This is a genomic window from Olivibacter sp. LS-1, from assembly GCF_008245145.1.
GTDB lineage: Bacteria > Bacteroidota > Bacteroidia > Sphingobacteriales > Sphingobacteriaceae > Olivibacter > Olivibacter oleidegradans.
The window spans coordinates 5,271,278-5,284,422 of sequence record NZ_CP041643.1; the positions used below are offsets into that span (position 1 = coordinate 5,271,278).

The following is a 13,145-nucleotide window of genomic DNA, read 5'->3' on the forward strand; positions in this document are numbered from 1 at the left end:
TATCGGCTTTTCTTCTAATTTTCATTGTTATTTTTTTTAATTAAAATTTTCATTTTCTTTTCCCCTTGATGGGAAAAGAAACAAAAGGATCAAGGCTGCATAATTTTCGCTAAAAAATTTACCCCTTCACACAACAGGCAACTCAACAACTCAACCACTTCCCTACTCAACTATTTAACTTCTCAACAACTTAACTACTCAACAACTTAACTACTCAACAACTTAACTTCTCAACAACTTAACTACTTCCCTATCCAACGGTTCAACGCCATTGACTAATTGACCAATTAACTAATTGGCTCATCGGCTAATTGGCTCATCATCACATCGGCTAATCGGCTCATTAACTAACCTCACAACGAATAACGAGCAACCAATAACGAATAACTAATAACTAATAACTAATAACTAACAACCAATAACGAGCAACCAATATCCAACAAACTCCATCAATACTATTTCACCGTTATACTTTTTCTTTCCGTGGTATGTGCACTAAAATATCCCAATGATGTGGGTGTGATATTCGTAGGTGGGTCTGCCGGGGTTACGCTTCCGCCCGGGCCATCGCTTCCCTGCTGCGAGGCCAATGAATACCAATAGGTGTAAATTGGCTTATCGATACATTGCATCTCCACCTCAACACGGTCGCCCGGAAGTACTTCTAAATCATCGTCATCATCGCCTAAAGGTAGATCCAATTCAACAGAACGTCCGTCGCTAAACCGATCGTCATTCACAAAATCGCGTTTAACAAGTACGCCGTTCAAGTATAAGACAAACCGGTATTGATTAGAAACGCCCGCAGGATCCTGATAATGGACACTGATTATCCGCGCATTTTCATGTTCTCCGAATTCATCCTTTCGGGCGGTTATCGAATCCAATTTTACCGGGGAAGGCATTTTTGACCGGGCACTAAACGTTGTATCTCCCGTAAGCACCTTCAACGAATAAGTTCTTCCATAAACACCAGCCACCGTATCGGTTGTATATATACCGGCGGGGCCCTCCTTAAATATATAAGTGTTACCCGCGTCGTCTTCCACACTAACTTGCGCTCCCGTCACAGGGGGATAGGTATTTGGTTCCGAGAAACGAACGTTGGTGCTAAGCCGAACAGTTTGCGCCCCCTGTTGATCATGAAAGTTAGCCTCTATCACCAGGCGTCCTATATCATCTCGTAGCTCGAGTTCAATCACCCTTTCGCAGGAGCTTAGAAAAGAAACGATAAGGAGATAAATGATGCAGTTTATTGAATTTTTCATCCGTGCTTGTATAAATGTTAAAATTTAAAGTTCCAGGTTACAGAAGGTATCGGTATGGGAAACAGACTCGTCCGTACCGCCTCAGTAGTATTTGGATTGGTCTTGCTATCCCGAAAAGTAATTGCATAAGGATTGTGGTAGCCATATACGTTGTAAATACTAAAAGTCCAGCTCGAGTGATAGCGCTTATGCTCTTTTCCTTCCAGCGTAGCCCCTATATCCAGCCGGTGCGTAGCGGGTAGGCGATACCCATTGCGTTCCGAATAAGAAAACCTGGTTCGATCGCCGAGGCTATACTTGCCGGTAGGATAAGTAACCGCATTGCCCGTTCCGTATATAAACGTACCGGAGAAAGTCCAACGATCGTTTAATTTGTAAATTCCCACGATTGAAAGATCATGCGTTCTATCCTGCCGTGCAGGGTAATAATTACCTTGGTTTATTGCATCAAACTTTCTTTCCGTGCGTGATAAGGTATAACCGATCCAGCCATTGAGTCGGCCGTGTCTCTTTTTTACAAATAACTCCATGCCGTAAGCCCTTCCCGTACCATAGGTTAACTGTGATTCAGCATCCTGATTAACCATCAGTTCAGCACCGTCTTTATAGTCAATCTGGTTTTGCATCCATTTATAATAAACTTCAGCAGAGAATTCGTAATTATTATCGCTGAAATTCCGGAAATATCCGGTTGATAGCTGATCGGCAATTTCCGGCTTAATATTATTACTACTCATTACGTACAGATCAGTAGGCGTACTACTGGTAGAGTTGCTGAGCAAGTGTATATTTTGCGTATTGCGATTATAGGACAGTTTAACCGAAGTCCGATCGTTCAACAGATAACTAGCAGAAAACCGTGGCTCCAGCATAAGGTAGGATTTCACCAGATCGCCTGAGCCAACTGCTGTAGTTGTTGAGACCGTCCCATCCGGATTGTATGTTTTAAACGTTCCGGGGCCCATCACAAACATCCCATTCAAGCGTAGCCCATAAAGCAATGTAAGCTTATCAGTTGGCTTCCACTCGTCGCTCGCGTAAATTGCAGCCTCATAACCGTACCGATCTTCAACATGAAGATCATTAAAACTGGAATTAGCGCTAGCACGGACATCACCCGGCGATATTTTGTGATGCACTACATTTGCGCCAAATTTGATGGCATGTTTACTATTTAGTGTGTACTGAAAATCCTGTTTCAGATTAAAATCCCGTATACGCGAGGTAATCTTAACATCCTCCTCATTTTGAAACTGTTGAACGGCGTACCGATAATTACTGTAAATCAGGGAAGTATTAGAAAACAGCTTACTGCTGAACAAGTGATTAAACCGTATAGTAGCCGTGCTGTTGCCCCAATCCGTCCCGAAGATATCCTGCACGCCCAATACGTCCTTACCGAAATACCCCGATAAATAGAGCGCGTTCTTGTCGTCAAAATGATAATTGGCTTTGGCGTTCAGATCATAAAAATATAAGGTACTGCTATTAACCGTAGAATCCGAAGAAGCCTTCAGAAATAGGTCCACGTATGTCCTGCGGCCGCTTATCATAAAAGATCCTTTATCTTTCACAATCGGCCCTTCCACCTTTAAACGCGAAGCAATCAATCCCAGGCCACCCTCAACGGTAAATCTTTTATTATTACCCTCATTCATCTTTACATCAAGCACAGATGATAAGCGCCCTCCGTATTCAGCGGGCATCCCACCTTTATAAATACTCACGTCTTTGATGGCGTCCGAATTAAAGGTAGAGAAAAAGCCCAGTAAATGAGATGCGTTATAGACAGGCGCTTCATCCAGAAGAATAAGGTTTTGGTCGGCAGCACCACCCCGAACGTAGAACCCCGTGTTCCCTTCTCCTCCCGATTTAATGCCGGGCATCAGCGTGACTGTCTTTAAAATATCCCGCTCACCCATTACCACGGGCACCATATTGATCTGTGCCATATTGAGTTTCTCTACCCCCATCTGTGGCGATCGGATTTGATCATGATCTGAACGATCTGCCCGGATAACCACTTCCTCTAATGTACCCCTCGGTGTAAGCGATACGTTCAACGTTTGATTGCCATGCAATGAAACCTTTTCAACAACCGTTTCATAGCCTATATAACTAAACAACAAGGTGTGTTCTCCTTCCGCGGGGGAGAGCGAATAAAAGCCATAGCTATTGGTGGTAGTACCTAAAGCACTAAAGCCCTGCACCCTTATGGACGCCCCGATAAGGGTCTCTCCCGTGCTGGCATCTTTGATCGTTCCATGGATCGTGAATTTCTTTTGCGCATAGCTACTTAAGCCTGGAAGTAGCAGGATAATTAAAAACAGTGATCTACTCATTAAATATAATTGATGTCGGTGAATGTGATACGTTGCTATTAGCCGAGGGTAGTTACTCGTTATAATTCATAAGCCATGTTTTCGCAGCAGATCCCTTCTGCTCGTAATAATTTTTCAATTGTTCGCGGATGCAGATCGGTTGAGACAAGCCGCAAGACTCTGTCGCAATCCGTAAGATCAAAACTCCATTGCCTAACCTTACCGGTTGATTCTAAAAGAGCGGCTAGCCTATTTACATCGTCCATACAATCAACGTCTGTTTTAAAAATTAGCACCTGATCCATAATCTCTTTTTTATTTGAAAAATCCCGCCTGTTGCTCGGAATTAGTGTGGGACAAATGTATATGGCGGTATCATGGCCGGCTGTTTTTTTATACAAAGGGGGATGGTTTTTTATACCAAATCCGGCTATTGGTCTCATTTGTATACCATCCCCGAAAGACCGGTCAGAAGCATCCCCTAATACGGTGAAAATGGTAGGTTTATATAAAAAAAAGGTACGTTTGTATAAAAATCAGTTTACGACAACAATCTTTTACCTTACTTTGGTATAGCATAATTGGGTGTGCTCACGAATATTGTAAATGAAAGACAATTCCTCCCGACAACACTGGTTTGTAGATTTTCTTGTCGAAGACAATTATCGGATTTATCGGCATTTACTGATCTGGATTTACATCATCTTAACTGAAATTCCGAATTTCAATGGAACAAAGAAGTATGCAGGAAATTACGACCTATTTTATGGTGCTACAAAATTACTGCTATTTATACCGATGGTGTATATGAATATGTATATTCTTGTTCCCAAGCTATTGTTCAAAGACCGTTATTTCGTTTACTTATTTACGATCCTGATGATGATCCTGATCATGATATCGATCATGCAGGTGCTGTCAAACGGTATCTTCGACTACTTTTTCAAAACCTATCGATTGACAAACGATCAGGAGAATTACGGCCCACTTGCTACCATCATAGATAATTTGAACATATTGGGCATAGCCGTAATAGCCTCCACCTCAATTAAGCTATTGCAGCGGTGGAAAAAAGACTCCACACGGATTAATGATCTGGAAAAAAACACCTTGCAGATTGAGCTTCGCGAACTAAAAAACCAGATAAACCCACATTTTCTGTTTAACATGCTCAACAACGTCAATGTACTGATTTCAAAAGATCCACAAAAAGCCTCAACCGTTATCAAGAAACTGTCCCAGTTTTTGCGTTATCAACTCTATGAAACTCGTGGACAGACCGTATCATTACAGTCAGAAATTGAATTTTTACGGGATTTCTTAGCACTGGAAAAAATTAGGCGTGACGAATTTAGCTTTGAAATTACCAACGAACAACCTACCGATTTATTGGACACTTCAATACCCCCCGGTCTTTTTCTTACTTTTGTAGAAAACGCCGTGAAGCACAGTGCAGATACCGAAGCGCCTTCGAGCATTTCATTATGTTTTAAAAACATCGGAAAAAGGTTGATCTTTACCTGTGTCAATACAAAACCGAATGAACCTTTTTTTATACGAACGGGTGGGCTGGGACTTGCCAACATCATTCGTCGATTAGATTTATTATATGGAAAGAGCTACAAACTTGACATCGACAATGGGGACGATTTATATAAAGTAATCTTAAGTATACCGATATGAATTGTATTATCGTCGACGATGAGCCATTGGCCAGGGAAGGGATACTATTGCACCTGCAAGGAATTCCGGATATCGTCATATTAGGCAGTTTCAACAGTGCAAGAAAAGCCCATGATTTTATCAGCAACAATCCCGTCGATCTTATTTTTTTAGATGTAGAGATGCCTGGAATAAACGGGGTAAATTTTGCCGCATCACTTCCGAAGGAAATATTAGTGATTTTTGTTACCGCCTACTCCGAATATGCTTTAGAAAGTTATGAAGCCGATGCGATCGATTACCTCGTAAAGCCGGTTGAAAGAGAACGATTAGAGCGGGCCATCGCAAAGGCGTTTTTCTATCGCGGTCTTTTAGACAAGCAAGGGGTTACAGAAAGTATCGAAAGTGATTTTATCCTTATAAAAGCCGAGCGGCGCTACCACAAAATTTTCTTCGACGATATTTTGTATGTTCAGGGATTAAAAGATTACGTCGTGATCTTTACAGAAAATAACAAGATCGTCACCGCCATGAACCTGAAGACAATTTCCGGTTACCTAAAGCCCGGTCGTTTTGTCAGAGTGAGTAAATCTTACTTGGTAAACCTCAAGCGCATCGATTCGTTTGATGTGCACACTATTTATATAAAAAATGCCGAAATCCCAATCGGCGAAGTTTTCAAGCGGGCTTTTTTTGAAATATATCTAGGTAAAAATCTCCCCGATAGCTTGTGATTAGCTGTCAGCCATCAGCAGTCAGCTTTCGGCTATAAAGGGCAGCAACAAAAAAATTCCTGCCTACCGGCAGGCAGGCATCACTCATCACTCATCACTTATTTGCGTCGGCTTTCCTTCTAATAATTTCATTGTTATTTTTTTTTAAATTTGATTTAACTTTTGGCTTGATCCAAAAGTTACAAACCGAGAAGCTTGCTTCGAGCTCATGAACTCCTTAAAAAAGACTCAAGTGAATAAAGATCAAGGCTGCATAATTTTCGCTAAAAAATTTGCCCCTTCACGCAACAGCGCGGAGCCGTTCGTCCCTCACTTCTTCACGCTGTTTCTTTTCCTCACTATGCAAATTTTTCTTAACGCTCATCTTATGAGGCCCCTTTTCCCCACTCGCGAGAGCCCCGTGTGATTTCATCACGCGCAACACACAACAGGCAACTCAACAACTCAACCACTTCCCTACTCAACTATTTAACTTCTCAACAACTTAACTACTCAACAACTCAACCACTTCCCTACTCAACTATTTAACTTCTCAACAACTTAACTACTCGACAACTCAAAAAAATTCTTGCCTACCGGCAGGCAGGCATCACTTATTTCCACGAACGCCTATTTACAAAACCAATTCGTACCTAACAGATCTGCCGGCACCAATTTGATTTAAAATCCCTATAGCATGCAAATGCTGTAAATCTCGCGTAGCAGTTGCTTTAGAAGTTTTGGCTATCGCCATGAACTTTTTAGCCGTCATTCCACCTTCAAAGCCCTCCAATCCATTTTCGAGCATTCGTTTAATGACCTTTAATTCCCGCTCATTCAGAAGAGCGGTAAACCGATCAAAAAATTTGGCCTTTTTTACGGTGAACTCAACCAGCTCTCTCGCATTCCGTTGTGCCTCTACTATAACCTGCGTAAAATAATGAATCCATGCTGTTAAGTCTAAGCCCGCTTGTGCCTGCTTTAGTGCATCGTAATATTGCTTTTTGTCTTTTTCAATGGTTTTAGATATGGACAGCAAAACAGGGCTCCCGAGTGTGTTGGAGAGTGTATATTCGGCCAGGGCTCTTCCAACGCGTCCGTTTCCATCTTCAAAGGGATGGATAGATTCAAAATAAACATGGGCTACTGCAGCCTTTAACAAAGCCCGCATGATGTCGTCTTTTACGTCAAAATGATCGCGGTGAAACCAGTCCATAAACTGTTCCATCTCTTTGGGCACTTGGGAAGATGGAGGTGCCTCGTAATGTATAGTCTCTTTTCCATAAGCGCCCGAGACAACCTGCATCGGCTCTTCACCTTTACGCCATTCGCCTCCACTAATTTTTGGAAAGCCCTCCATTAAAAGTTGATGCCAATGCCGGATCATATTGAGAGACAACTTTTCCGCAGCATCTGTTCTAACAGTGGTCATCAATTTAGCTATCCCGGTCGCTCGCTTATCGCGAACGGGAGCTTCATCATTTAACCCTAAATTTCTCTTGATAGAAGACATAACATCTTCACGGCTCATATATTCTCCTTCGATTTCAGATGTTTTGATGGCCTCTGCTATCAGAACCTCTATTAGAGCTTCCTGCCTCAACTCATCATTCAAGCCGGTTATAAGACCACCTATCAAGCCGAGTTCCTTAGCAAATGCAACACCGGTAGATGCCAGGTGTGTTGTCGAATAGGTAAAATTGGGCCAATCTTTATATTGCCAGTTGTACATAATGAGCCGATTAGCATAATTAATCGGCTCAAATATAACGTTTTTTTGAGCCGATTAAAAGAAATAATCGGCTCAGGTCTTTGCTTTTTGTTAGACTTTCGCACTCATCATCACATTGGCTAATTATTTCAGCTTTCGGCCATCAGCAGTCAGCTTTCCGCTATAAGGGACAACAAAAAAAATTCTTCATTCAACACTCATAACTCCTGCCTACCGGCAGGCAGGCATCACTCATCACTCATCACTTATTTGCGTCGGCTTTCAGTCGCACTAGCTTATTATCACATTGGCTCATTGGCTCATTGGCTAATTATTTCAGCTTTCAGCCATCAGCTTCCCGAAAGAAAATTAAGCCGTATATTTACACGCTCATAGAAGCGCAGACTGGATAAGCAATTACAGCAGCGGAAACATTTTAAAAAAGCAATCGGCCAAAATTGAACTGCTAATACAGATTTATGTATTCAAATATTATTAACAATGTAAGCAAGCATATTACATTAACCAAAGATGAAACGCAATTCTTCACCGAACTGTTAACTTTCAAGAAAGTACCTAAAAAAACTATTCTGCTTCAACAAGGTGAGATCTGCAAATTTGAAGTTTATATCCAGAAGGGCTGCATCAGGTCCTATTATATCGACGAAGATGGCCTTGAAGTAACACTTTTATTTTCAGTAGAAGATTGGTGGGTAAGTAATATGGCCTCGTTTCACGAACAAACACCTTCACAGATGATTATTGAAACCATGGAGGACTGCGAGCTCTATATAGTGACCCCCCAAACCAAAGAAATACTTTTAAAGAAGATCCCTAAATTCGAACGGTTCTTCCGCATCATCGTACAGCGCCATTTATGTACGTTTCAAAATAGAGTGCTTCATACGATCTCCAAGAGTGCAACAGACCGCTATTTAGACTTTTTGAAACTATACCCCGGCATCCCCACAAGAGTGGCACAACACTATATCGCCTCCTACCTAGGCATATCGGCTGAGTTTCTAAGTAAAATAAGAAAGCGTCTTTCCGGAAAATAATTTGGCGGACAACATAGCAGAATAAGCTCGAATTCCGGTTTTTGCTGAAATTAACGTTATATAAAAAACACCTGCGGCCAATACTCTACGTAAAGCAAAGCTATTTGTTTTGAATTGATCCCATACCACCTTCACCTGCCATCCTAACGCGAGGTGGATTTTTCGAAAAAAAACATACCGCATTAAGCGGAAAGCGCCCTACTCCAAAGTGTCACATAAAAACTTTATGGGCTTATCATTTCTTGAACCAGTTCAATGGAAAGCGCCCATAGAGTCCCTAGTTTTGCTTAACAAAAAGCTTTGTACACGAACCTCTTAAAACATATCAAACACAAGGCAGAAACACAATTAATTATAGCAATCACAACAACAAAAACTAAAATGAAAAAGTTACTTTCCACATTCGCTGTCGTATCATTTTCAATAGCGGCATTTGCGCAAAAACCAAGCCCCGAGCTATTAAACCCTACCAACCATACGTTGGTAATGATTGATCACGAAGGGCAAATGTCTTTTGCCACGAAGAGCATTACAATGGATGAATTGAGGAATAATGTCGGTATTGTAGCCGGTGCCTCCAAAATATTTAAAGTGCCCACGGTGGTCACCACTGTGGCCGAGAAATCATTTAGCGGACCGGTATTTCCCGAGATAGAAGCGTTCTATCCACAATCTACAAGCGGTTATATAGACAGAACCACCATGAACACATGGGAAGATACAAATGCACACCAAGCAATTACCGGAAAGAATAAAAAGAAAATTGTTTTCGCCGGGTTGTGGACCAGTGTTTGTATCGTAGGCCCTACATTATCCGCCATCAGCGAAGGATATGAAGTGTACGTGATTACAGACGCTTGCGGCGATGTCAGTAAAGAGGCGCATGAGCAAGCTGTTACCCGTATGGTGCAAATGGGTGCAAAACCCATAACTGCTATTCAGTATCTGTTAGAATTGCAACGCGATTGGGCAAGACAGGAAACTTACAAACCTGTAACCGATTTAGTAAAAAAATATGGCGGTGCGTACGGCCTCGGTATACTATATGCCCACGATATGCTAAAACACTAATTCTATCAATCGAAGCAGGCTTAGTTCCTGCTTTTGAATTAAATAACAGTTCACAACATGAATATAGTTAAAACGCTACCTCTCTTATTTCTACTTTTCAGCTCTATTGCGGTACACGCCCAAGAAGCGGACATCCTTATCATTAACGGAAAAATCACGACGCTCAGCGATGAAAACACAGAAGTGCAGGCAGTGGCTATTGCCGGCAACAAAATTCTACAAACCGGAACCAACGCTCAAATACTCAAACTCAAAACAAGCAAAACAAAGGTAATAGACGCCCGTGGAAGCCGTATTATCCCCGGCTTATTTGACAGTCACTTGCACGTTATCCGTGGTGGCCGCTTCTATAATACCGAACTACGCTGGGATGGTGTTACTTCGCTAAAAAAAGCCCTGCAAATGCTCAAAGAGCAGTCGGCCCGCACACCCGAAGGGCAATGGGTTCGCGTAGTAGGTGGTTGGAACGAATACCAGTTTGAAGAAAAACGATTACCCACTTTGGCAGAAATCAATGAAGCTACTGGCGATGTACCTACCTTCATTCTTTACCTGTATGGCAAGGCCTGGCTCAACAAGGCAGGATTGAAAAAATTAGCCATCAACGGCGACACCCCTAATCCCTTCCAGGGTTTGATTGAAAAAGACACCGAAGGTAACCCCACTGGGCTCCTAGTAGCAGAGCCGAACGCATCGATCTTATATTCTACCTTGGCAAAACTGCCCGAGCTTTCGCACGATGAAAAGGTAAACTCAACGCTGCAATATATGACGGAACTCAACCGCCTGGGGGTAACTGGCGTAATGGATGCCGGTGGCGGTTTCCAAAATTTTCCGGATGATTACGGCATTACCGACGAGCTGAATAAAGAAGGAAAAATAACGGTACGTTTACCTTATTACCTCTTTGCCCAGAAAAAAGGTACAGAGCTTGCCGATTATAGCAAATGGACAGGAATGGTAGAAATAGACGATCATGGGCACAACGGTTTTAACGATGTAGATTATTACGTAGAAGGCGGCGGTGAGAATTTGGTAATGGATGGGGCCGATTTCGAGAATTTTCTTTTTCCCCGCCCCGAACTACCACCTACCATGGAAAAAAACATGAAGGAAGTACTCTCATTATTAGTAAAAAAACGGTGGCCATTTCGTATTCACGCCACCTATAATGAAAGCATCACCCGCTTCCTGAACGTGATTGAAGATATTGACAGGGAGACACCACTCGATGGGCTGGTTTGGTTTATTGATCACGCAGAAACTGTAACAGATGAAAACCTCAAACGTATAAAAGCGCTGGGCGGTGGTATAGCCGTGCAGCATCGAATGGCCTATCAGGGCGAAAGCTTCATCCACCGTTATGGCAAAAAAGGTGCATTGGCAGCTCCGCCCGTGAAACGTATGTTAGCACTTGGGCTACCCGTAGGTTTAGGCACAGATGGAACCCGCGTAGCAAGCTACAATCCGTGGGTGGCCTTGTATTGGATTACTTCAGGTAAAACCATTGGCGGCACACAGGTAATGGCAAAGGATAATACACTGGACCGAAAAACCGCATTGGGTCTTTTAACGTACGGAGGGTACAAGTTGATTAAAGACACGTTAAAAGGAAAGATTGAAAAAGGATATTTCGCCGACCTGGCGATCCTCGATAAAGACTATTTCACGGTAAACGAAGAAGAAATCAAAAACATCACTGCTAAGCTCACCATTGTAGACGGAAAGATAGTATACGGAAACGAAGAATACAAAACCGTAGCACCCGCTACACTTCCGGTTATCCCCGCCTGGTCGCCCGTGAAGTATTTTGGCGGATACCAGAAAAATTAAGGTTTTAGCACCATCCGAAGTTAAGTATTCTGAAAGTCAACGTATGAGGTCTATTTTATTATACTTGTTCTTATTGTCTGTACCGATGCATATGCTGGCGCAGCGTTTTCAGCTGATGCGGTATGATGAAGATTATTCAGCACTGAAAGACAGTACAAGAACTTTTTACAACAAGATAAAATACATCCCTCTTTCCCAAACCGGTGCTATTTACCTTTCACTTGGGGGCGAAGTACGCGAAGAATTGGATTACTCCGCCAATGAAGACTGGGGAGAAATGCGCGTTGGTCGAGATGTTTTTTTGCTTCAGCGTTATCAAGTCCACGCTGATTTGCATGTGGGAAATCGCATTCGTTTTTTCGGGCAATTGCGGAGCGGTTTAGAAAATGGACGCAAGAACGGTCCGCGCCGTATTGACGAGGATAAACTAAATGTCGAAAATCTCTTTGTTGATTTTCTGGCCTATCGCAAATTGGATAAAGTGCTTACACTTCGCGTAGGCCGGCAAGAAATCCAATATGGCAGCGGTCGTTTGATTGACGTACGAGATGGTCCTAATCTTCGTCTTTATTTTGATGGAGCTAAACTTGCTTATGCATCACCAAGCTTAAATGTTGACGCTTTTGTTATGGCGGAGGCCAAAATAAACACTGGCTTTTTTGACAATAGCTCCACACGTGAAGCCAACCTTTGGGGTATGTACGGTACTTATATTATTCAGCAAAGTGGCAATCTTGATTTTTATTACCTCGGCATCAACCGTGCCGATGCCACGTTTGATGAAGGTGTAGCCAAAGAATCCCGGCATACACTCGGTGCCCGGTTTTGGAGAAGAGGCGGTGGTTTTATATATAATTTTGAAGGAGCCTATCAGTTCGGAAAATTCGGTATCGGCAATATAAAAGCGTGGACAGCATCAGCGGAGGTGGGCTATATGTTTGAATACATACCGGGGGCTCCTACCATAAACCTTCGCCACGATTACATTTCAGGCGACAAAACCAAGGGCGATGGTACATTGGGAACATTTAATCCCTTGTACCCAAAAGGGGGGTATTTTGGATTCAATCCCCAGGTGGGCCCGGTAAATTTAATAGACCTTCATCCTTACCTTGCATGGAATGCCGCTAAAAACGTAGCACTCACGTTGGATGTTGTGTTCAACTGGCGCTATTCTTTGCAAGACGGCGTTTACCGTCCCGATGGATCGTTCAACATGTCGTCTTTAAACTCCGCAAAAAGATACATCGGAACGGCATACCTCACAAGTGTATCCTGGGATATGAATCGTTTTTTAAATTTCAATATCGGCGTACAATACTTTAAAACGGGAGATTACATAAAGGACGTAATACCACAGTATAAAGACGGCTTCTTTGCAAGTACCGTCATCGGATTTAAATTTTAACCAAAATGAAAGATAAACCGCCCCTATCTCCGCCGTTCTAATACACCGAGTTAATATGCCTGTATTGCTGTTATTAACAATAATATTAAATCGTATAAAA

General features: G+C 42.4%; 10 protein-coding genes. 6 read left to right on the forward strand and 4 right to left on the reverse strand.

Annotated features, from left to right (window positions below):
• Positions 1-455: 455 nt before the first annotated feature.
• Genes FKG96_RS21870 through FKG96_RS21880 form a run of 3 tightly spaced genes read right to left on the reverse strand, consistent with a single transcriptional unit; the run spans position 456 to position 3,894 of the window.
• On the reverse strand, positions 456-1,268 hold the full coding sequence (locus FKG96_RS21870) for a DUF4249 domain-containing protein (protein ID WP_149106067.1): 813 nt from the start codon (positions 1,266-1,268) through the stop codon (positions 456-458).
• Between the two features lie 17 nt (positions 1,269-1,285).
• Positions 1,286-3,610: a TonB-dependent receptor gene (locus FKG96_RS21875; RefSeq protein WP_149106068.1), complete on the reverse strand. Its 2,325-nt coding sequence runs from the start codon at positions 3,608-3,610 to the stop codon at positions 1,286-1,288.
• 59 nt (positions 3,611-3,669) lie between these two features.
• Positions 3,670-3,894, reverse strand: coding sequence for a hypothetical protein (locus FKG96_RS21880; protein WP_130856679.1), 225 nt, complete (start codon positions 3,892-3,894; stop codon positions 3,670-3,672).
• A gap of 301 nt (positions 3,895-4,195) precedes the next feature.
• Between FKG96_RS21880 and FKG96_RS21885 the strand changes: the two genes are divergently transcribed.
• Both FKG96_RS21885 and FKG96_RS21890 read left to right on the forward strand, forming a co-directional pair.
• Positions 4,196-5,272, forward strand: a complete 1,077-nt coding sequence (locus FKG96_RS21885) for a sensor histidine kinase (protein ID WP_149106069.1) — start codon at positions 4,196-4,198, stop codon at positions 5,270-5,272.
• Complete coding sequence (locus tag FKG96_RS21890; RefSeq protein WP_149106070.1) at positions 5,269-5,985, forward strand: LytTR family DNA-binding domain-containing protein; 717 nt, start codon at positions 5,269-5,271, stop codon at positions 5,983-5,985. The genes FKG96_RS21885 and FKG96_RS21890 overlap by 4 nt, the downstream gene beginning before the upstream one ends.
• Positions 5,986-6,598: 613 nt before the next feature.
• Here the strand turns inward: FKG96_RS21890 and FKG96_RS21895 are convergent.
• Positions 6,599-7,696: a Fic family protein gene (locus FKG96_RS21895; RefSeq protein ID WP_149106071.1), complete on the reverse strand. Its 1,098-nt coding sequence runs from the start codon at positions 7,694-7,696 to the stop codon at positions 6,599-6,601.
• 458 nt (positions 7,697-8,154) lie between these two features.
• Between FKG96_RS21895 and FKG96_RS21900 the strand changes: the two genes are divergently transcribed.
• From FKG96_RS21900 to FKG96_RS21915, 4 genes are all read left to right on the forward strand, one after another.
• Positions 8,155-8,733 carry a Crp/Fnr family transcriptional regulator gene (locus FKG96_RS21900; protein ID WP_130856675.1) on the forward strand — a complete coding sequence of 193 codons (579 nt, stop codon included), beginning with the start codon at positions 8,155-8,157 and terminating at the stop codon, positions 8,731-8,733.
• A 381-nt stretch (positions 8,734-9,114) separates the two neighbouring features.
• Positions 9,115-9,804, forward strand: coding sequence for a hydrolase (locus FKG96_RS21905; protein WP_149106072.1), 690 nt, complete (start codon positions 9,115-9,117; stop codon positions 9,802-9,804).
• Between the two features lie 57 nt (positions 9,805-9,861).
• On the forward strand, positions 9,862-11,637 hold the full coding sequence (locus FKG96_RS21910) for an amidohydrolase (protein WP_149106073.1): 1,776 nt from the start codon (positions 9,862-9,864) through the stop codon (positions 11,635-11,637).
• A gap of 43 nt (positions 11,638-11,680) precedes the next feature.
• The gene (locus FKG96_RS21915) at positions 11,681-13,045 is read left to right on the forward strand and encodes an alginate export family protein (protein WP_149106074.1); all 1,365 of its coding nucleotides are present in this window, start codon (positions 11,681-11,683) and stop codon (positions 13,043-13,045) included.
• Positions 13,046-13,145: the final 100 nt, after the last annotated feature.

What these genes read in the sequence shown, in the direction of transcription:
- FKG96_RS21870 (WP_149106067.1), bottom strand. Translation starts at nt 1,268, where the DNA reads ATGAAAAATTCAATAAACTGCATCATTTATCTCCTTATCGTTTCTTTT.
- FKG96_RS21875 (WP_149106068.1), bottom strand. Translation starts at nt 3,610, where the DNA reads ATGAGTAGATCACTGTTTTTAATTATCCTGCTACTTCCAGGCTTAAGT.
- FKG96_RS21880 (WP_130856679.1), bottom strand. Translation starts at nt 3,894, where the DNA reads ATGGATCAGGTGCTAATTTTTAAAACAGACGTTGATTGTATGGACGAT.
- FKG96_RS21885 (WP_149106069.1), top strand. Translation starts at nt 4,196, where the DNA reads ATGAAAGACAATTCCTCCCGACAACACTGGTTTGTAGATTTTCTTGTC.
- FKG96_RS21890 (WP_149106070.1), top strand. Translation starts at nt 5,269, where the DNA reads ATGAATTGTATTATCGTCGACGATGAGCCATTGGCCAGGGAAGGGATA.
- FKG96_RS21895 (WP_149106071.1), bottom strand. Translation starts at nt 7,696, where the DNA reads ATGTACAACTGGCAATATAAAGATTGGCCCAATTTTACCTATTCGACA.
- FKG96_RS21900 (WP_130856675.1), top strand. Translation starts at nt 8,155, where the DNA reads ATGTATTCAAATATTATTAACAATGTAAGCAAGCATATTACATTAACC.
- FKG96_RS21905 (WP_149106072.1), top strand. Translation starts at nt 9,115, where the DNA reads ATGAAAAAGTTACTTTCCACATTCGCTGTCGTATCATTTTCAATAGCG.
- FKG96_RS21910 (WP_149106073.1), top strand. Translation starts at nt 9,862, where the DNA reads ATGAATATAGTTAAAACGCTACCTCTCTTATTTCTACTTTTCAGCTCT.
- FKG96_RS21915 (WP_149106074.1), top strand. Translation starts at nt 11,681, where the DNA reads ATGAGGTCTATTTTATTATACTTGTTCTTATTGTCTGTACCGATGCAT.